Source organism: Caryophanon tenue (assembly GCF_001700315.1).
Classification (GTDB): Bacteria; Bacillota; Bacilli; order Bacillales_A; family Planococcaceae; genus Caryophanon; species Caryophanon tenue.
This window is the reverse complement of record NZ_MASJ01000038.1, coordinates 1-20,230: the sequence shown is the minus strand read 5'-3', so window position 1 is coordinate 20,230 and position 20,230 is coordinate 1. Positions and strand designations below refer to the sequence as shown.

Annotated in this window: 17 protein-coding genes; all 17 read left to right on the top strand. The window is 36.9% G+C overall.

The window, feature by feature from the left end; translation table 11 throughout:
* Positions 1 to 73 precede the first annotated feature (73 nt).
* The 17 genes from A6M13_RS12520 (at position 74) to A6M13_RS12440 (ending at position 20,192) form a co-directional block, all read left to right on the top strand.
* Positions 74 to 550 (top strand): IDEAL domain-containing protein, encoded by a 477-nt coding sequence (locus tag A6M13_RS12520; protein WP_066546895.1) that lies wholly within the window; start codon positions 74 to 76, stop codon positions 548 to 550.
* Between the two features lie 269 nt (positions 551 to 819).
* On the top strand, positions 820 to 2,091 hold the full coding sequence (locus A6M13_RS12515; RefSeq protein ID WP_066546892.1) for a nucleotide sugar dehydrogenase: 1,272 nt from the start codon (positions 820 to 822) through the stop codon (positions 2,089 to 2,091).
* Positions 2,091 to 2,807 carry a WecB/TagA/CpsF family glycosyltransferase gene (locus tag A6M13_RS12510; RefSeq protein WP_066546890.1) on the top strand — a complete coding sequence of 239 codons (717 nt, stop codon included), beginning with the start codon at positions 2,091 to 2,093 and terminating at the stop codon, positions 2,805 to 2,807. The genes A6M13_RS12515 and A6M13_RS12510 overlap by 1 nt, the downstream gene beginning before the upstream one ends.
* 475 nt (positions 2,808 to 3,282) lie before the next feature.
* On the top strand, positions 3,283 to 6,219 hold the full coding sequence (locus tag A6M13_RS12505; RefSeq protein WP_066546887.1) for an S-layer homology domain-containing protein: 2,937 nt from the start codon (positions 3,283 to 3,285) through the stop codon (positions 6,217 to 6,219).
* A gap of 820 nt (positions 6,220 to 7,039) precedes the next feature.
* Entirely contained in the window at positions 7,040 to 7,594 is a 555-nt protein-coding gene (locus tag A6M13_RS12500) for a hypothetical protein (protein WP_066546885.1), read from the top strand.
* Between the two features lie 114 nt (positions 7,595 to 7,708).
* Complete coding sequence (locus A6M13_RS12495) at positions 7,709 to 8,359, top strand: hypothetical protein (RefSeq protein ID WP_066546880.1); 651 nt, start codon at positions 7,709 to 7,711, stop codon at positions 8,357 to 8,359.
* Between the two features lie 20 nt (positions 8,360 to 8,379).
* A complete protein-coding gene (locus A6M13_RS12490) occupies positions 8,380 to 9,105 on the top strand; it encodes a membrane lipoprotein lipid attachment site-containing protein (protein ID WP_066546877.1) in 726 nt (241 codons plus the stop codon).
* Between the two features lie 18 nt (positions 9,106 to 9,123).
* Positions 9,124 to 9,570, top strand: a complete 447-nt coding sequence (locus tag A6M13_RS12485) for a hypothetical protein (RefSeq protein WP_066546874.1) — start codon at positions 9,124 to 9,126, stop codon at positions 9,568 to 9,570.
* Positions 9,571 to 9,660: 90 nt separating this feature from the next.
* On the top strand, positions 9,661 to 11,130 hold the full coding sequence (locus tag A6M13_RS12480) for an S-layer homology domain-containing protein (protein ID WP_066546868.1): 1,470 nt from the start codon (positions 9,661 to 9,663) through the stop codon (positions 11,128 to 11,130).
* A gap of 85 nt (positions 11,131 to 11,215) precedes the next feature.
* The gene (locus tag A6M13_RS12475) at positions 11,216 to 12,211 is read left to right on the top strand and encodes a hypothetical protein (RefSeq protein ID WP_066546865.1); all 996 of its coding nucleotides are present in this window, start codon (positions 11,216 to 11,218) and stop codon (positions 12,209 to 12,211) included.
* A gap of 363 nt (positions 12,212 to 12,574) precedes the next feature.
* The gene (locus A6M13_RS12470; RefSeq protein WP_066546862.1) at positions 12,575 to 13,285 is read left to right on the top strand and encodes a YveK family protein; all 711 of its coding nucleotides are present in this window, start codon (positions 12,575 to 12,577) and stop codon (positions 13,283 to 13,285) included.
* A gap of 17 nt (positions 13,286 to 13,302) precedes the next feature.
* The gene (locus A6M13_RS12465) at positions 13,303 to 14,022 is read left to right on the top strand and encodes a CpsD/CapB family tyrosine-protein kinase (protein ID WP_066546859.1); all 720 of its coding nucleotides are present in this window, start codon (positions 13,303 to 13,305) and stop codon (positions 14,020 to 14,022) included.
* Positions 14,023 to 14,077: 55 nt separating this feature from the next.
* On the top strand, positions 14,078 to 14,842 hold the full coding sequence (locus tag A6M13_RS12460) for a tyrosine-protein phosphatase (protein WP_066546857.1): 765 nt from the start codon (positions 14,078 to 14,080) through the stop codon (positions 14,840 to 14,842).
* A 108-nt stretch (positions 14,843 to 14,950) separates the two neighbouring features.
* Positions 14,951 to 16,774: a polysaccharide biosynthesis protein gene (locus A6M13_RS12455; protein ID WP_066546856.1), complete on the top strand. Its 1,824-nt coding sequence runs from the start codon at positions 14,951 to 14,953 to the stop codon at positions 16,772 to 16,774.
* Positions 16,775 to 16,792: 18 nt separating this feature from the next.
* Positions 16,793 to 18,085: an O-antigen polymerase gene (locus A6M13_RS12450; RefSeq protein WP_066546855.1), complete on the top strand. Its 1,293-nt coding sequence runs from the start codon at positions 16,793 to 16,795 to the stop codon at positions 18,083 to 18,085.
* A gap of 16 nt (positions 18,086 to 18,101) precedes the next feature.
* Complete coding sequence (locus tag A6M13_RS12445; protein ID WP_066546849.1) at positions 18,102 to 19,019, top strand: glycosyltransferase family A protein; 918 nt, start codon at positions 18,102 to 18,104, stop codon at positions 19,017 to 19,019.
* A gap of 9 nt (positions 19,020 to 19,028) precedes the next feature.
* On the top strand, positions 19,029 to 20,192 hold the full coding sequence (locus A6M13_RS12440) for a lipopolysaccharide biosynthesis protein (protein WP_066546847.1): 1,164 nt from the start codon (positions 19,029 to 19,031) through the stop codon (positions 20,190 to 20,192).
* The last annotated feature ends 38 nt before the right edge of the window (positions 20,193 to 20,230 follow it).

Here is a 20,230-nt window from a genome sequence, read left to right as displayed (position 1 = left end):
TGGTATCTAAATTATTGTTTGTATGATAGAATATAAAAAATCTAAAAATTCAAAAAGTTAGGGGGTTGTCCATATGATTCATGTACAATTCATGAAGCCGTTTTATACGAAAGTGACGGGAGACCAGCTACGTCTCGTATTTGCATATCAATATTTCTCAATTTTAAAAGATGAAGAAGTGTTCCATTTCATCCCGATTGAAGGGAAGGAAATGATTGTTAATTTAAAGACGATGCAAGTAGAAAATTTATCAGAAGTATTTGTATTCCAAAAAGGTAATCGTTTCATTCGTTTACCGCTCTATCAGTTGTTGCTCATTTCGAATGTGCATGAGCATTTAATTCCGATTCTTGAGAGTTCAGCACCAAATGCAGAGGACATTGTGCCGAAAACAGCAGAGCGGACGGAAGTAGATGATATTATTTTATCGCTTGAACGTACAAACATTACACGTTTAATTGATGAAGCACTCGCAAATAACGACAGAGCAGCATTTCAGCATTTAACGGAGCAGTTGAACAGCTTAGATGGAGGAACAACTATTGGCTAGCCATACAATATAAAGCATCTAATCGTGCGAGTGGATTAGATGCTTTTTCATTTGTTACATTTATATACCTATTATAATAAGAAGAAAGTCATAATTACACGATGTAAGCGAAACCAATCGAGTAGGAACGAATAGATAGAAGAGTTTTCTATTCACAGAAATGACTCAAAGTTGTATACTAGAATGCGTGAAACCGGAAACGAACGGGAAACGTCTATATAGATAATTATGAAGATGCAGGTAGTGTATCGAAAGGAAGAAGAATAGTGATGACAAAATCGATTTGTGTTATAGGGTTAGGATATATTGGTTTACCAACAGCTGTTATGTTTGCAAACCACGGTGTACGCGTACACGGTGTTGACGTAAACCCAGCAGCCGTTCAAAGCATTCAAAATAAACAATTACACATTGAAGAAAACGGCTTACAAGAGCGTTTAAATAAAGCAGTAGATGAAGGCTTTTTAACAGCGTCAACATCGCCAGTAGAGGCAGATGTATTTATCGTTGCGGTACCATCACCAATTAATGACGATAAAACAGCCAACTTAGAATATGTACGTCAAGCAACAGCTTCGATCGTACCATTCGTAAAAGAAGGCAACTTAGTCATTTTAGAATCGACAGTACCACCAAAAACAGTAGAGAACGTTATGTTACCGGAGCTTGTAAAGACAGGTCTTGAAATTGGGAAGCAATTATTTGTGTCACACTCACCAGAGCGTGTTATTCCAGGCCGTATTTTTGAAGAGCTTGTGAACAACGACCGCATTGTTGGTGGTATTGACGAAACATCAGCTGTGATGACAAAAGAATTATATGAAGTATTCGTAAAAGGGACGATTCATTTAACAGATGCAACGACAGCAGAGCTTGTAAAAGTAATGGAAAACACATACCGTGATGTGAACATTGCGTTTGCGAACGAATTAGCGAAGCTTGCAGATAAATTAGATGTCAACATTTGGGAAGCGATTAAGTTTGCGAACTATCACCCACGTGTAAATGTCCATTTCCCAGGGCCAGGTGTAGGTGGTCACTGTATCGCAGTTGATCCATGGTTCTTAGTAGAGCTTGGTGGGGAAGAAGGCGCACAAATTATCCATTTATCTCGCCAAACAAATGACGGCATGCCAGCCTTTACAGCTCAGCGTACACAAGCCATTTTAAACAAACATAAAATTGCAGGTGGTAAAGTGGCAACACTTGGCTTAGCGTTTAAAGGAAACGTAGATGATATGCGTGAAAGCCCGTCAACAGAAGTGATTCACGAGTTAGAGCAACTTGGCTTAGACGTTGTATCACACGACCCACATATTACAACGAACTACCATGCGACACAGACACAAAGCTTTGAAGAAGCAGTAGCCGATGCAAATGTTTTAGTATTCTTAACGGATCATAATGAATTTAAAGAGTTAGACCCAACAACTGTGAAAACATCAGCGAAAATCGTGTTCGATACGAAAAACTGCTTAAACCGTGAGAAGTGGGAAGCGGCTGGTTTTGAGTTCCATCTATTAGGAGATGCGAAAAACTAATGAAAGAAACAGTACTTGGCGTAAAGGTAAATACCGAAGATTATGATGGTTTAATGGTTGAAGTATTTGACCGAATTGAGCGTAAGGACAAGGCATTAGTTGTTGCCATTAACCCTGAAAAAATTATGAAGGCAAAAGAAGACCCTTCATTAATGGCATTACTCAATAATGCCGAAATTCAAATCCCGGATGGCATCGGCGTTATTTTAGCGTCGAAGCTCCAAAAGGGACAAATTACAGCGCGTGTAACAGGTGTAGATATGATGTTACGTTTATGCGAAGAAGGTGCAAAGCGTGGCAAGCCTATCTTCTTATACGGTGGGAAGCCAGGCGTGGCGGATAAAGCAAAAGCGAAACTAGAAGAAATGTATCCAGGTATTCAAATTGTCGGGACGCAAGATGGCTACGAAAAAGATAATGAGGTTGTACGTGCAAGAATTAATGCGGTGAAGCCAGATTTACTTTTTGTAGCGATGGGCAGCCCACGCCAAGAAAATTGGATTAACGATAACCGTGATACACTTCATCCGACTATATATCAAGGTGTCGGTGGTTCGTTTGATGTGTTAGCCGGAACGGTAAAACGCGCACCAGAGTTTTGGCAAAAAGCAAACTTAGAATGGTTCTACCGTCTTGTAAAAGAACCGTCACGTATCGGTCGTCAAATGGCATTGCCAAAATTTTTATTAGAGGTAATGAAGAGCAAGAAAAAATAATGTTAATGCTTGTTTTTGTAAAAAGCAGGTGATAGACTATAAGTGGATAGAAAATTTTCCTCTATATGATAAATATAGACTTTTAAGTACTAACGGTTGGTAGCCCAAGCGAAAAAAGCCCAAGCATCTTTGTATGCTTGGGCTTTTTTCGTTATGTTACGAATTAAACATTTGAAACAAAAGGGAAATGGATAAAAAAGTGCTTTTTAAGCAGTTTTGCCTCAAAAGCGACATAAATTTTGTGACAAACGTTACAACCGTGTAACAAAATGGTGTTTTCACTTGAAATAACATTGCAAATAGACGAAAATATAGTTGCACCTGCAATTCGGTACTCAGAGGAACTGGCTTGTGCCAAATTCCGATTGACAAAGATTTGCAGTAGAACTATACTTTTATGTGTAGTTGTTTAGACTATCGCCTTTTTTGGCGTGCTTAAACTTAATTTTTCGAACTTAGAGGAGGAAATTTTTCTATGGCTAACCAACCAAAGAAATATCAAAAATTCGTAGCAACAGCTGCTACAGCTACTTTAGTAGCAACAGCAGTAGTTCCTGCAGCATCTGCTGACGCAAAGTTCTCAGATATCGTAAAGTATGACCAAGCAGTACAAGACGAAGTAGCTTTCTTAGCTGACCTTGGCGTAATCACAGGTTTTGAAGACGGTACTTTCAAACCATCTCAAAACATCACTCGTGGCCAAGCAGTTAAAATGTTAGGTCGTTTCTTAGTAGAAAACGGCTATGCTGAAGTACCAGCTAACTGGGAAACTGAGCAAGCGTTCTCTGACGTAGCTTTAGACCGTACTGACCGCGACCTAGTAAAATATGCAGCTGTCGTTAAAGAAGCTGGCGTATTCCAAGGTTCTGAAGGTAACGTATTAAACCCAGCTGGTTTCACAACTCGTGAAAACATGGCATTAATCTTAGACCGTTTAGTAGAATCAGTAACTGGTAAGTCTGCAGTAGAAATCGCAGCAGCAGCTGGTTTAACTGGTAACGTTTCTGACTTAGCAAACGCTAAAGAAGAAGCTCGTGAAGCTATTTCTGCATTAAACGCTTTAGGTGTATCTAATGCTAACGAATTCAAACCAAAAGCAAACACTCAACGTGTACACTTCGCTTCATTCTTAGCTCGTATGATCGAGTTAGCTGAAGAAGTAGTAACTAAAGTTGAATCTGTAACAGTAATCGATGCTAACACAATCGAAGTTACATTCAAAACTGGTGAAGAAACTGAAACAGTACAATTCACTTTAGAAGAAGCATTAACTTTAGGTGAGAACGAAGTAACATTCACTCACAACGGTGTTGAGTACACTGTAACAGTTAACTACACAAACGAAGCACCAACTGAAGGTACAGTAGCTGCTGTAACTGCAATCAACGCTTCTGAAATCAAAGTTGATTTCTCTAAAGCTGTAGATGCTGATGCATTAGAAAAAGCATTTGAAGATGCTGGCAACGCTGCTGCTTTCAAATTAATCGACATCGATGTGAACGCTGCTAAAGACGTAGCTATCGCTGACATTCAAGTTTCTGAAGATGGCAAATCTGCAATCATCTTATTAGCTGCTCCATTAAAAGATGGTGACAAATATGCTGCACAAACAAACGACCAAATTTTAGCTACTGACGGTACTAAATTTGAAGAGTATGCATCTGCAACAGCTACATTCAACGCTGAAGCTGCTCCAAAATTCGTTGCTGCTGAAGTAACTACTAATGGTTCTTTATTAGTAACTTTCGACCGCCCAGTACAAGCTGGCAAATTAGCTGGTCTTAAAATTGATGGCGTTCAAATCGCTGACGCTAACTTAGTAGCATTAGGTACTAACGAAGCTGGTGACTACACTTATGAAGTAGCTCAAAACTTAGCGAACACATTCAAAACAACTGGTACTCACGAAGTAGTAGCTTACTATGTAACTTCAACTGGTGGTACTACAGCTCCTGTATTATTCGGTAGCTACACAGTAACTGTAGATGTAGTAACTCCTGCAGTAACAGCTATCACTGCTAAAGGTGCTAACACATTCTTCTTATCTACTAACACAGCTGTAGACTTATCTAAAGCTGCTTTAACAGTTAAGAAAGGTAACATTACTTTCGCTGTAGAGAAAAATGCTGCTGGTACTCAAGTATTTGACAACGCTGTAACAGTTGCAGAAAACTTAACAATCGTATCTGCTAACGCAGGTGTTGACGAAAAAGGTAAACCAGGTATCTGGGTAGTAGTTTCTGACGCTCCTAAAGATGCTAACGGTTTATACCAAGGTCAAGAAACTTCAGCTACAATCGGTGTAGAGTTAACTAACTACACAGCTGCTGGTTTAATCGGTACTAAATACGAAGGTTCTGTAACTCTTGCAAAAGACGACAACAAACCAAAAGTAAAATCTACTGACTTAAACAAAGACACTGGCGTTGCAACAATCGACTTCGGTAAAGAGTTAGAAGGCGCTGCTGCTGACTTCGTATTACGCGATAAAGATGGCGTAATCGTAACTGGTAAAGCAACAACTGTATCTGGTTCTACAATCACAATCGCTGGTTTAGATAAAGATAAAGCTCCTTACTCAGTAGAATTAGCAAAAGACCAATTCAACTATAAAGTACAAAACACAACTGGTACTGCATTAGAAGATTACACTGCAACTGCAGCTAAAAACGATGCATTAACAGTATCTGTAGGTGTTGCTGAATCAGTAGACCCAGTAGCTCCATACTACGCTTACACATTAAACACTGTTGCAGCTCCTGGCACAATCACTATCAACTATGGTACTGATATGGGTACATCTGCATTAGACGCAGCTAACTACACGTTAGATGGTAAAGCATTACCAGCTGGCACAAAAGTTGACTTCGTAAACGACAAGAAAACAGTTCGTATTACATTACCAGCTGAGTCTTACGCAACAACTGCTGAGCAATTATTAATCATCAACACAAACGTTTCTACTGCTTTAGGTTCTAACGTTGTTGATAACTTAGTAAACAAAGGTGCAGTTAACGGTTTAGTACAAGTAACTGATAACATCACACCAAAATTACAATCTGGTTTATACCAAGTAACAACTCAAACTGTAGATGCTACTACAGAAACAAACAAAATTGAGTTAACATTCTCAGAAAACGTTACAACTAACGGTACAACTGATGATTTATCAGTAGTAGTTAACGGCGCTACAATCGCTGTTACTGGAGTAGCTCAAGGTGAGAAAGCTAACCAATTAGTAGTAACTTTAGGTCAAAACATTAACGTATCTCAAACGGCTACAGTAACAGTTAAGCCTGAATCTAATACTGTAACAACTGATATTAAAGATGCTGCTGGTAACAAAGCACAAGCTAACACAGTTGCAACTGTAACTAACTACGAATACGTTTCTGGTACAGTAACTCCTTAAGAAAAATAAACGAAACGTTACACTATAAGTTCAAGAAGGTCCTTCCTAGCACGTCTAGGAAGGTAACCTTTAACCCATGTATGTAAAAATTAGTTAGATTTATATTACGTGAGGGTAACGAAATGTGTGTTATTTAGTACATAAGGCTAAATAGTAGCCAGTGTGTTAGGTAATAACTGTTAAGATTGAAAAGATTGGTGAAAGTCCAATCCGTATATAACAGTCTCTATATACGCGCTTAATCCTCCTGCATCCAGTGAGACGCTACCACGTCGAAGGGGTGAAGTCAGGTGAAGTCGTACTCAGGTAGTCCTGAGGCGGAGCTCCTTAAAAAATACCTATGATTAGGACAACGAACCCATCATGTAAAGCACTAAAAGTAAACTTATACGATAATAAGCTACGCCAGGGGTTTTGTATAAGACCGATATGATGAAATACATATATGGAAGCAGAGGAATTGACTGTTAAATCTGCTGTTCTTTTAGAAAGCAAAGTGGGAATCTAAGGGTATTAAAAAGAGGGATCAACTTAACGGAACGTTTGAAGTTTATCATGAGAAGGCTTGGTAAGAGCTGATGATCCATGGTAAATGGCAGCAGGTTCATAGTAGTGTCGATTGCTAGCCGCTTGTACTTTTATGGCAACATAGAAGGAGGAAAAAACTAGTAGGAGCGAAGGAACCTAGTCAGTATATTTTGTGAAGTATGCTGATGGCACGCCGTATGCGATGAAAGTCGCTTGTGCGGTGTAGGCTCATTATACGCCGCGAACGAAGCGGGAAGATGAGAATGGCCCAACAACACCAAATGAAGCACCAGTGGTTTTAGATGAAACTACTGAGTTAGTAGCTTCTGCTGTAGTTGGCACTATTGCTGACTTAGGCGAAGTAATCTCTAACGGTGCTGGCGGTTCAATTATTTTAATTGAAGACGCTAAAGAAGGTGCTGTTTATACAGTAACTATCGATGGTACTGAATACACTTCATTTACTGAAGAAGGTTCTACAGCAATCAACTTTGACGGTTTAGCTCCAGAAGCTGTAACAGCTACTGCAGAAGTAACTGTTAAAGAAAACCGCCTTTCAGTAAACGGCAACACAGTTAACATCACTTTATACGATACTGATGATTTAGCAGTATTAAAAGACGCAGCTAAAGGTCAATTATCTGAAGATGCAACTGCTACAATCACATTACCAGATGGTGGTACGTTAACAACTGAATTAACAGCGGCTAACGCAGTTGAAGAAGTATTAACATTCTTACAATCTAAAAACCAAACTGCAGCAACTTTAAAAGGCAAAACGTTCAAAGTAACTTTAGCTGATAAAGAAGATGCAACTAAAACAACAGAATATACATTAGTATTTTAATAACTACTAATTGTTAAAAAATGGCGACTTTCTAAGAAATTTAGAAAGTCGTCTTTTTATATACATCACTTTATGATAATGTTAGTGGAGAAAAGTACAAGGAGGATATAAAAAATGAAAAAATTTCTAGCCATAGGATTTTTAACAGTCATAACGATGTTCAATTTATTTACATTGGAGACGAAAGCAAATAATATACATGTAGGTGGAGAAAAGGCATGGACTGTTGAATTGAATTTACCAGTGTTAAATACACAAGAAAACTTAGAAAAAATTCAAGTGATAGATGAACTAGGAAATCCGGTTGAAGCTACTGTTCGTGTAAATGTAACAAATGATTCTCAAGTGGAAGTAATCCCTCTAAACTTGTTAGAGAATGGTGTATATGAGGTGAAGATTACTGAAGGTCTTGTAGCCAAAAATAATTTAACAACACAAGCAGATTTTTCGAAACAATTTACAGTGACGCATACATTAACGACGGAAAATTTAGCTGGTACATGGAAAAATAAATATAACTACAAAGGTGAAGATTTAAATATTACTTCTAGTTATAATAATGGTGAAGCGTATTTACATGTTACAGCTTTAGATTTCATTTATGAAGGGCCTAATGTATATTTGTTACAAGACGGCTTTTTTGAAATGTCGATTCCATCTTTTTCAGTAGAGTTAAGTGGCACTATTAAAGTGTTTAATGAAAACCAATTTATTGTGATTTCACGTAGTGGCAAAGAATCGCTATTTACAAAAGTTTCAAATTAATATCGAGGTGACCATACGTAATGAAAAAATTTATATTAACAACATGTAGTTTACTGTTTCTTACTGCTTGTTCAAATGAAGTGAAACAAGAAAGTACTGAAAAAGTTGAAACAAATGAAGAGTTAACCGAAACTGTAGAGGTAACAGAAGTTGATACATTGGGGACAGAACAACAAAGCACTCCAACTGAAACTGACACAGCTGAAAATGAGACAACTGAAACAAGCCAAGTAGAAATCGAAGAAAAAAATGTATCTAGTGCAGAAGACAATAATGGAACTGCTACAAATGAGATCATTTTGAACGATATAAAGGAAGATGAAATATTTACTTACTATTCTGAGGCTGCTAAAAATATCGATATCTCAGAAACAACTGTTGTAGAGAAAGACAATATACCTACATTTAAAGTTGATGAAGCTGGAGATGCATTGTATTTACCGGTATACGAAGAAAATAGTGACCTTTTTGCTGAATCATTAACGGAAGTAGCATTAAAGGAACTAGAAGAAAAAGAGATTGTCAGTTATGTGGAAGAGCCAATTACAGCAGGGACTCTTGTTGTAGTAGAAATGGACGCATTACAGCAGGCATATCCAGCAATTAGTTATTCTTTAAAGTATGAAGGCACAGAATATCCTATTATGCTAGTGGAAGAGGACCCATCATTAGGATTAATTTTAATTGAAAATTCACAGTCTTCATTGGAAAATATAGCGAATTCATTTATAATAGTAATGAAATAGGAAAAAGGAGGAAGTATCTTGAAGAAAATTTTAATGTCTTTAGTCCTTGTATTGGGAGTATTTAGTTCTAGTGTTGTTTCAGCATCTGCCGCTATGAATTTTGATCAGTTAATTTATCAAGATAAAGAAAATGCGAATAAGTACTACTCATTAGCGAAAAACACATATTTAATCAATGTAGCAAACAAAAAGGTAAAAGATTTTAACTTTAAATATGTTCGTTTAACAAATGGTAAGTACTATGCAAAAAATACGTATTTAATTACAGTTGCACAAGAATCAAGAAATGGTTTAACATTCTCTGAAACAATGGAGAAACTGGCTGCCAAAACGAATCAAACAGTGAATAATATTGAAGCTGGTAAAGTAGCGAATGATGGTACAGTTATTGCTAGCTCAGCTCAAGATAACACTGTAGCACCTGAACCAGAAGTACGTGAATTCAAAGTAATCGATATCAAATAATTACGCACAACACCGTTACATTTGTAGCGGTGTTTTTTTGTGTGCACTATTATATAATGGATAGTAATTAGAGAAAAGGGAGAGAATAGAATGAATAAATTCGTAGCAGCATTAACAGCAAGTGCCGTTGTTGCATCAGTTGTCGCACCAGTAGCGACACATGCTAACACAACATCATTTACAGATTTAGCGGGGTATGCCCAAGATTCACAGGATGCGGTTAAATATTTAGTAGATTTGAAAGTTGTCACAGGAACAACACCAACTACTTTTAGCCCAAATACAGATATTTCTCGTGGGCAAATTGTAAAGATTTTAGGCCGTTATTTAACAAATGTGGAAGGTCAAACGGTGCCAGCTGACTGGAATACAAAAGCACGTTTTACAGATTTACCAGTAAATCACACAGATAAAGAGCTTGTTCAGTTAGCAGCATTAGCACATGATGCAGGTATCTTCACAGGTAGTGATGGCAAGTTAATGGCAGCCGGTAAAATGACGCGCGAAAACTTAGCGTTAGTTGTAGACCGCTTAGCGAAAGAAGTAACAGGTCAAGACTTAGTGACAATTGCAGCAGCACTGAATATGACTGGGAATGTATCAGACTTAGCAAAGGCAAAAGCAGAATCACGTAATGCGATTAATGCGTTAAATGCGCTGAAAATTTCAAACGTAGCAGAGTTTAATCCAAAAGGAACGGTGAAACGTATTCACTTCACATCATTGTTTGCAAAAATGTTACAAACAGTGGAAGCAGCTACACCAGCACCAGCGGATCCAGCAGTTGTGGCATTAGAAGAAGTGCTATCAAAAGTAAATGTGCTGACAGCAACGAAAGAAGAGTTACAAAAAGTGGCAGATGCGTTTGAAGCATTAACAGAAGCGCAGCAAGCATTATTAACGGAAGCGGCACAATCAATCTTAACTGATGTGTATTCAGCGCTTGAAATTGAAGATTTACCAGCAGAGCCAGATGTATCAGGATTTGAAGCAGCAATCGCAGCAGTTACTATTGCAACAGCTGATAAAGCAGCGTTAGAAGCAGCCGTAGCAGCATATACAGCATTAACTGAAGAAGAAAAAGCAGCATTAACATCTGCAACACTTGATAAGTTAAAAGCAATCGAAGCGAAGTTAGCAGAGTTAAATACGCCTGTAACGCCAGGTCCTGGTCCAGTAGATCCAGCGCCAGTAGATCCAACACCAGCGCCAACAGAGGCAGAATTATTAGCAAGTAAAATTGCTTCAATCGGTACACTTGTTCAGTCTTCAGACGTACAAGTAGCGGGTGCAGGTACAACAGTTACAGCGACAGTAGTGAACCCAGCAGCGACATTTGGCTCATTCATGGGTCTATATAATGAATTAGTAGTGAACTTAGGCATTAAGCAAGTGAATGGTTTAGTACCAAACTCTTTAGCCGTGCTTGGTTACTTCTCAGAATTAGCAGGTGACGCGTCGAACTTAGGCGAATTAAAAGGCAAAACATTTGCATTACCAGTTGTCGTGAATAATGGTGGTACAGATTACGCAACGACATTAACATTAGTTATTCAATAAGGAATTATTCGGAAGCTCTCAGTAATTTACTGAGAGTTTTCTTTTTATATGGTAAAATAAAAAGAAAACAGTCTGAGGGGTTTACATGAAGAAATTAAAATGGATTTTCGGTATTCTTTTAGTTCTTGTGTTAGCAGTTGGTGGTGTCCTCGTATACTTCACACAAATTAAAGAATATGACGTCGCTGACGAAAAGGTTGACGAAGTGTTAGAAGAAGGATTTGAGTTAGAGTTACCAGATGGTTCGGTTGTTGTGGTAGATAAAGACGGCAATGTGTTAGATGAGGTGTCACCGGCGACACAAGCAATAGCGACATTCCCAGAAGGAACAACTGTGAACGAAGATGGTACGACGGTCACATTACCAGATGGCACAGTAACAGACAATGTGACAACTTTACCAGCAGGTGCAGTCGTACAGGCAAATGGTGAAGCAGTATTACCAACAGGTGAAACGACAGCGATTACGTATACATCACCGACAAATACAACAACAAATAATGGTGTAGCAAACGGTTCAACTACAACTGATGCAACGAACAACGAAACAAATACAGGTGAACAAACGACAGCAAATGCAGGTTCATCAAATACAGGCACAACAAATAATACGACGACAGATGGCAATACAGCATCAAACGGTGGAGCCGTTAATAGTGGCGGCAGTGGTTCGACAAATGATACGACAGCACCGAATGCTGGTGGCGAAACATCTACCGGCGGAAAACCGACTGTATCGGACATTAAAAATAAGTATGCAGGTTCGTTTGCATCGCTTGAAAGTCAAGCATCAGCGAAATTAGGCGGCTTAATCGGCACAGCGAAAAGCGAATATGCAACGGCTAAAGCGAACGGTGAGAGCGTGTCATACGCATACTTTTATCAAAAATATTACGGTGCAGCACAATCGTTAGAAAGTAATACTGATAATGCATTCAACGCATTATTAAGTGTTGTGAAAAATGAACTACAGGCAAATGGCTATGATGCTTCATACGCAGATAGTTTCGTTACACAGTACGAATCGGCTAAAAAAGCACGTGAAGCTAGTTTATTAGACCAAGTGAAAAGTCAGTTTTAATCATAAAACTCGCATGACTATATTCGTAGTCAGCGAGTTTTTGTACTGTAAAAATTGTAATTTAATAGGAAATAAAGAAAAAATAGTTCGCAACCAAGTACTTGTGTCTGTATAATGAAGATTGACAGAAGATAGAGACATGACCGAGTAAAAATGGTAGAATTAAAAAGATTCTGTACAAGATGTCAAATGATAAGCCGGATGTCATAAAGTCCTAGAATTGTGCTATAATTTAGTTGTTTGTGTCGAACTTAGTCATATAAATTCGAATAGCATCAATAGAAGAATAGCGCAAAATTATCAAGACATAGCACAACAAAGTTCGTATAATGGTAAGAGCTATAATAAGGGAGAGACGATTTAGTGGAAGAAACAATTAGCTTGCAAGATATTTTCCAGACGTTAAAAAAGCGTCTAGGGATGATTGCTGGGATTACAATCGCAGCCATTGTGATTGCCGCAATTATTAGCTTTTACGTCATCACACCGATGTATCAAGCGACAACACAGATTTTAGTAAATCAGCAAAGTTCGCAGTCACAGCAGGTGACAACATCTGAAATTCAGACAAACTTACAACTAATCAATACATACAGTGAGATTATTAAAAGTCCGGCAATTTTAGATATTGTGAATGCAGAGTTAGATTTAGAATTAACAGCTTCACAATTAGCAAGTAAAATTACGGTATCAAATGCGAATAATTCACAGATTTTAGCGGTAAGCGTACAAGACGAAAGTCATGCAGTTGCAACGGATATTGTCAATACAATTGCAACCGTATTCCAAAAGGAAATTACAACGCTAATGAATGTGGATAACGTGAATATTTTATCACCTGCCATGCATTCTGAAAATCCTAGCCCTGTATCTCCGAATAAAGTCCTGAATATGGCGATTGCTGCTGTATTAGGTTTAATGATTGGTGTCGGTTTAGCATTCTTACTAGAATACTTAGATACGACGATCAAATCTGAAAAAGACGTTGAAGATTTATTAGAGTTACCGGTAATTGGCTTAGTAAGTCCGATTACGGAAAAAGACTTACAAAAGAGCACACGACGCAGAGCATAAAATAGGAGCGAGTTAACATGTTTAATAAAAAGAAAAAGCAACGTGCTAAGCGTACTCCTTCTACATTGGCACGTAAGTTAATTACAATTGAAAGTCCAAAAGCGATCGTATCTGAGCAATTCCGTACGATTCGTACAAATATTAGTTTCTCGAATCCTGATAAGGAGATTAAGTCGGTTATTGTGACGTCTTCATCACCAGGTGAGGGGAAATCAACAAACTCTGCCAATATCGCTGCTGTGTACGCACAAGGCGGTAAACGCGTGTTATTAGTAGACGCAGATATGCGTAAACCGACAGTACATCATACATTCAATTTGAAAAACACAAAAGGTTTATCGAATTTACTGACGCATCAAATTACGATGAGTGAGGCAGTTCATGAGACCGAACAGGAAAACTTATTTGTGATGACAAGTGGTCCAATTCCACCAAACCCAGCGGAGCTACTTGCTTCAAAATCGATGAACCAATTCATCTTAGACGTAACAGCAGCTTATGATTTTGTGATTTTTGACGTACCACCAGTGCTATCTGTAACAGATGCACAAATTTTATCAAACCGCTGTGATGGGACTGTCCTAGTAGTTAACGCAGGTGAAGCAGATAAAGCCATGGTGCAAAAGGCGAAGGAAGCGCTAGTAGCATCTAAAGCTAATATTTTAGGCGTAATTTTAAATAATTATGTGCTAGAGCGTGATCACTATTATTATCAATACTACGGACAACCAGAGTAAAAGGCATTCGTGCCATTTACTCTTTTTCTGTTAAATGAGAGAAGGGGATAATTACATGATTGATATGCATACGCATGTGCTATACGGTGTGGATGACGGACCGACGACGATTGATGACACGAAGGCGATGTTTGCACAAGCACAGCAAGAGAAGATTACGGATATTATTTCGACATCCCATGCGTTGCATCCGCAATACGATGTAACTGCAACGGTTGTAACAGCACAAGTGCAAGAGCTACAGCATGTGGCAGCGCACTATGGGATTACCTTGCATACAGGTCAAGAAATCCGCATTCAGCCGGATATTGTAGCGCAATATAAAGCTGGGAATTTATTAACGTTAGCGAATTCACGCTATATGCTGTTAGAGCTACCGTCTAGCAATGTCCCTCAATATACGAAAAACATACTGTATGGATTATTAGATGAAGGCATTACACCCATTATTGCGCACCCAGAGCGTAATAAAGGGATTGCGGAAAAGCCGGAGCGTTTAGAACGCCTTATTCGTGAAGGGGCCGTATCGCAAGTAACAGCCGGAAGCTTAAGTGGACATTTCGGAAAATCCGTGCAGCAGCTGGCACTACAGCTAGTAGAAGCGAATTTAGTACATACGTACGGTTCAGATGCACATAATGTAGGCACGCGCCCGTCGCTGTTTAATGCAGGTTTAGATTATTTAGAGAAAAAAAAGCATCATGAGACTATTGATATGCTTCTCGAAAATAATGAGAGAATTATACAAAATCAAGGTCTAATAGTATGGGAACCAAAAGAAGCAAAACAAAAAAAGTGGTGGTCCGTACTATTCAAATAATAAGAAGCTGTAAAAAACTTGGAAAGTTGTTCCCATAAATGGTTAATTAGTTGTATAATGGAATGTAGTATTTTGGAAATCCAGGAACGAGAGAGGTATTAAATATTTATGAATTACAGGTTGAGATATGCTGCATTTTTCTTATTGGACTCAGCAATCGTGCTATCTGCGATTTTTATGAGTTATTGGATATTAAACCCAACATTAAATGTTTATTCGAACAGCTTAATTATTCTAAGTGCATTGACACTATTATTTAGTCATCACATTGCGGCGTTTTTCTTCCATTTATATGACCGTGTATGGAGTGTTGCATCTGTTCGTGAACTTGTAATCATTGCATATGCCGTCACGATTTCAATCGTAGTGGCAGGTATTATGCAAAGCATTTTAGTTGGTGATGTGTATGTACGTGTATTAGCAATTACGTGGTTATTACATATGATTTTAATTGGTGGTTCACGCTTCCTTGTACGTGTCATTAAGGAGCGTCATACATTACTGCGTAGCCCGAAAAAGCTAACGCGCGTATTAATTGTTGGTGCTGGTACAGGTGGCACGATGCTATTACGTAATTTACAACGTCACGATGAGGATACATATTTCCCGGTATGCTTAGTGGATGATGATTTAAATAAACAAAACTTAAAGATTTTTGATGTTACGGTTTGCGGGACAACGAAGGACATTCCACGACTGGTCGAACAAAAGCAAATTGAAGAAATTATTATTGCCATTCCGTCTGTTGGTAAAAAGGGCATCGAGCATGTATATGAAAGCTGCCTTGGAACAGGGGCAAAAGTAAAGATTATGCCAAAAATCGAAGACGTTATGACAGGGCAAGTAAAGGTTAACGATATTAAAGAAGTAAAGATTGAAGACTTACTTGGTCGCGACGAAGTGAAGCTTGATATGCTTGCGATTTCAAAAGCATTAACGGATAAAACGATTTTAGTTACTGGGGCAGGGGGCTCGATTGGCTCTGAAATTTGTCGCCAAGTGATGAAGTTCCAACCGAAAAAGCTACTATTGTTAGGGCACGGGGAAAACTCGATTTACACGATTCATATGGAGTTAACGGAAGCGGGATTTAACGGCACTGAGCTAATACCAGTCATTGCTGATGTACAAGACCGTGAACGTATTTTCGAAGTGGTGAGCGAGCACCGCCCAGACGTGATTTACCATGCAGCGGCGCATAAACACGTACCGTTAATGGAATATAACCCGTACGAAGCGGTGAAAAACAATGTGTTCGGTACGAAAAATGTGGCGGAAGCGGCACATGAATTTGGTTCGACGAAGTTTGTACTCGTATCGACCGATAAAGCAGTAAACCCACCAAACGTCATGGGCTCGACAAAGCGTATTGCGGAGATGGTGGTACAAGATTTAGCGCGACGCAGTAACACAACGTTTGCGGCTGTACGCTTTGGTAACGTACTTGGCTCTCGAGGCTCGGTCGTACCGCGCTTTAAAGCACAAATCGCTGCAGGTGGCCCGATTACGGTAACGCACCCAGATATGACACGCTACTTTATGACAATCCCAGAAGCAAGCCGTCTTGTACTACAGGCGGGGACACTGGCACGTGGTGGTGAAGTATTCGTACTCGATATGGGCGAACCCGTAAAAATTGTCGACCTTGCGAAAAACATTATTCGCTTATCAGGCTTTACCGAAGACGAAATCAAAATCGAATTCTCTGGCATTCGCCCAGGGGAGAAGATGTATGAAGAACTTCTAAACCCTGAAGAAATACACGAAGAAAATATCTTCCCGAAAATCCATGTAGGGAAAGCGAACTGTATGGAACATGAGCAGCTTGAAGAACTTTTAGCGGAAGTGCAACAGCTGGAAACTGAGGACTTGCGTAAGAAAGTAGTGGGTACTGCGAATGGAAATTGGAAAGTAAATGAAACAATTTTATAGAGGTATGAGGTAGATAAAATGCTTCAAATTATTGGGTTAACTCAATTGATATCATTGGTTGCAGTATGTTATCTAGAGTTTCAAGTGAAATCTAGAGCAATTTTCTTTTGGGGAACATTATTAATAATGATAGGTATCCCACAATTTATTGAAATGACGATTACTTCAGATATTAATAAGTTATTTATTATGGCGAAGGCGTCATTATTTATGATTATTTTTAATATTATGTATCTTATAACTAGAGGATTAATAGTCTCTAAGAATGAAATCACATTCAAAGGTTTGAGTTCTCATTCTTCTTTTAATGAAAAGTTTATCAGTAAAAGTTTCTTGATAGTTCTTTCACTGAGTTTAGGTATGCTTTTGAGTATAGCTATTGTGCATTTTGGAGGAATAGGACAGGCTACATGGGGAAGGTTTTATATTTTTTATTCTCAATTAAATTTATTACATCCATATAGATTGAATAGTTATGTCTTTTTTGGTGTGGCAGGCATAGGTTTATACTTTTTATTGAAAAAAAAATATCTATGGGCTTCTATAAGTATGCTTATAATTTTCTCAGTAGCAATGATTTCAGGAAATAGAATTCAGATATTGCCTTTGATAGTAGGAATAGCGATAGTAGTTATTATAAAAAGTAAAGGGATAGGTTTTAAAAAAACAATTCAACTTTCTTTATTAGCATTAACTACGGTATATATAGTATATATGTTAAGGGTTATTCGAATAAAAGGAAGCTTGGAGTACTTTATAAGTACCTTTAATTTAAAAGAAATCAATGAGATGATTTTAAATCAAATTATTGGCGATGACGGAGAGTTAGGGCTAAGAAATGCCTTTTATTATTTTATCCAATTTAATAATAATTTTCCAGGGTTTAATGAGGGAGCGTCATATGTGAGAATTCTACTCTTTTGGCTGCCAACACAGCTTTCTGGAGGTATAAAACCACCAGATTTTGCTGTTTCAATGGGAACAGCTTATAGTGGAGATTTTAGTAATACTACTTTTTCAATGCACCCTACTTTCTATGGAGATTTATTTGCTAACTTTTGGTGGTACGGAGTGTTATTGGCAATATTTTGGGCGTTTGTGTTCAAGTATTTTGATAAATTGATAAACCACCTTAATCTTTTTCCAAATATCTTTTTAACTGTAACAGTGTGTTCTGCATATATAATTTTTGCACGAGGCTCATTATATAATGGTTTTTTCATGTTAATTACCTCAACTCTGTTTTTTTATGTTATTTATGTAATGTTAGGAATTCTACTTAATTTTATAAAAAAAAATAAGACTATTTAAAAGGTGGATATATATAATGTTTTTAACCATAGCTATTCCTACGTATAATCGTAAACATACATTAGGAAGATGTTTGAAAAGCTTGGAAAATCAAAAAAATAAAAATTTTGAAGTGGTAATTGTTGATGATGGATCAAAAGATGGTACACAAAAATACATTGAAGATTATATGAATGAAAGTGAATTATTAATTCGTTTTTTTTTAAAAGAGAACGGTGGAAAATATACTGCAATTAATTTAGCTTTAGAAAAAGCTGAAGGAGAATATTTTTTAATTTTAGATTCTGATGATTGGATGGCAGATGATGCAGTAGACATATTGTATAATATGTCTGCTGAAATTAAAGATTCGTCTACGAGTGGAATAATAGGTAAATGTCTAAATAGCCGAACAAATGAGGTTATAGGAGAAAAATTCAGTGGGAGAAATATTTCTTATTTAGATTTACATTTTCCTAGAAGAAAGAATCGCAAAAATTATGGCGATTGTTGTGAAATGAATAAGACTGAAGTTTTGAGAAACTTTAAATTTCCTGAAAATAAAGAGGTGAAGTTTATACCTGAAGCTTACATATTCGATCAGGTTGGATTAAATCACCAATTGATTTGCACTAATAAAGTTTTGAAATATGTGGAATATCAAAGTGAAGATGGAATAACTTTAAATGAAAACTTTAAATCTAATAACATTGAAGGTTACCTTATAAATTATCATTTAAGACTGGAAAAAATTGTACCTAATTTAAAACATTCTAAATTTTTTTATCAAATAGTAGCTTGGTGGCGCTATTGGGACGCGTATCAAAAAGTTAATAAAGATAAATATGAATTTTCTGAAATATCTTCCGTGGGCAGAGTAGTGAAGTTAGCAATGCCTTTTATTAACTTATATTATGAAAAGAAATATACTGAACTTTTTCGTAAAGGTAGGTAAAATTCATTCATGTTAAAAAGAATAAGTATCTTATTTAGAGGAACTTTATTAGCTCAACTAATCCCTTTTATTACGCTCCCTCTTATAACAAGGGTATTTAATCCAGACGAGTTTGGTGAATATTCTTTGTATTTAACTTGTGTGACTATTGGAGTTATAATAGCTACGCTTAGATTAGAAGTTGCTATCCCAATTATGTCTAAACATAGCCTTCATAAAGATTTGACACAAATTGTTACTATTAGTATAATAAATTCGCTTTTTTTAGGCTTCCTTTTTTTTATTGGTCTTAATTTATTTGACAAATTTACTATTTATAATACATATTTTTTGTCAGGCATATATACTTTTTCAATAATAATTATGAGTTACTATCAAATTTATTATCAATATGGTATTAAAGAAGGGAAATTTAAGGAACTGTCAAATAATAAGTGGTTAAGTCAACTTATTTTAGCAGTATTTTTAATTGTTTTTGGTTGGGCATTAAATCAATATATGATTATTGCTCTCCTTTTGTCTCAATTAATTTGGATAATTCATTTGCAAAAAAAGCTTAATTTTTCAATAAATATTAAATCAGTAGAGATGAAAAATTTAAAAAGTACTTTAGTGAAATATAAAAAATTTCCTAAATTTCAACTGCCCATACAACTGTTAAATACTTTTTCACTTAATAGTATGATTGTAAGTGTCTCTTTCTTATATTCTTCGACGGAATTAGGATTTTATAGTTTAACTGAACGTTTATTAAGGAGTCCTATTAATATTTTAGGAAGCGTGACAGCAGATATTTTTAAGAATATGTCTAGTAAAGAAATGGATGAAAAAGGTAACTCGTTGAAATCTTATGGTAAAATTATGACTTTTAATTTTGTGACAGGGATTATACTTTTTTCGTTTTTATATTTATTTATCGATGAAATTATTTTGTATTTTTTTGGAGAAACTTGGGTTTTGTCAGCGGTATATTCCAAATATTTAATTCCAAGTTTATTTACGATGTATGTTTTTTTTCCGGTGAATTATTTATATATTGTGTATGACGCTCAAAAAATTGATTTGAGTATTCAAACAGTTCAATTGGTTCTTATTATTATTTGGATTGGAATAGCTAGGTTTCAAGACTTCCAAATCACAACTTTAATAATCGGTTATTCAAGTATTCTGTAAGCCCGAATTATAAAAAATAGCGCACCTGTACGGTACGC

What these genes read in the sequence shown, in the direction of transcription:
- A6M13_RS12460 (WP_066546857.1), top strand. Translation starts at nt 14,078, where the DNA reads ATGATTGATATGCATACGCATGTGCTATACGGTGTGGATGACGGACCG.
- A6M13_RS12515 (WP_066546892.1), top strand. Translation starts at nt 820, where the DNA reads ATGACAAAATCGATTTGTGTTATAGGGTTAGGATATATTGGTTTACCA.
- A6M13_RS12450 (WP_066546855.1), top strand. Translation starts at nt 16,793, where the DNA reads ATGCTTCAAATTATTGGGTTAACTCAATTGATATCATTGGTTGCAGTA.
- A6M13_RS12445 (WP_066546849.1), top strand. Translation starts at nt 18,102, where the DNA reads ATGTTTTTAACCATAGCTATTCCTACGTATAATCGTAAACATACATTA.
- A6M13_RS12455 (WP_066546856.1), top strand. Translation starts at nt 14,951, where the DNA reads ATGAATTACAGGTTGAGATATGCTGCATTTTTCTTATTGGACTCAGCA.
- A6M13_RS12465 (WP_066546859.1), top strand. Translation starts at nt 13,303, where the DNA reads ATGTTTAATAAAAAGAAAAAGCAACGTGCTAAGCGTACTCCTTCTACA.
- A6M13_RS12510 (WP_066546890.1), top strand. Translation starts at nt 2,091, where the DNA reads ATGAAAGAAACAGTACTTGGCGTAAAGGTAAATACCGAAGATTATGAT.
- A6M13_RS12520 (WP_066546895.1), top strand. Translation starts at nt 74, where the DNA reads ATGATTCATGTACAATTCATGAAGCCGTTTTATACGAAAGTGACGGGA.
- A6M13_RS12475 (WP_066546865.1), top strand. Translation starts at nt 11,216, where the DNA reads ATGAAGAAATTAAAATGGATTTTCGGTATTCTTTTAGTTCTTGTGTTA.
- A6M13_RS12490 (WP_066546877.1), top strand. Translation starts at nt 8,380, where the DNA reads ATGAAAAAATTTATATTAACAACATGTAGTTTACTGTTTCTTACTGCT.
- A6M13_RS12495 (WP_066546880.1), top strand. Translation starts at nt 7,709, where the DNA reads ATGAAAAAATTTCTAGCCATAGGATTTTTAACAGTCATAACGATGTTC.
- A6M13_RS12505 (WP_066546887.1), top strand. Translation starts at nt 3,283, where the DNA reads ATGGCTAACCAACCAAAGAAATATCAAAAATTCGTAGCAACAGCTGCT.
- A6M13_RS12480 (WP_066546868.1), top strand. Translation starts at nt 9,661, where the DNA reads ATGAATAAATTCGTAGCAGCATTAACAGCAAGTGCCGTTGTTGCATCA.
- A6M13_RS12440 (WP_066546847.1), top strand. Translation starts at nt 19,029, where the DNA reads ATGTTAAAAAGAATAAGTATCTTATTTAGAGGAACTTTATTAGCTCAA.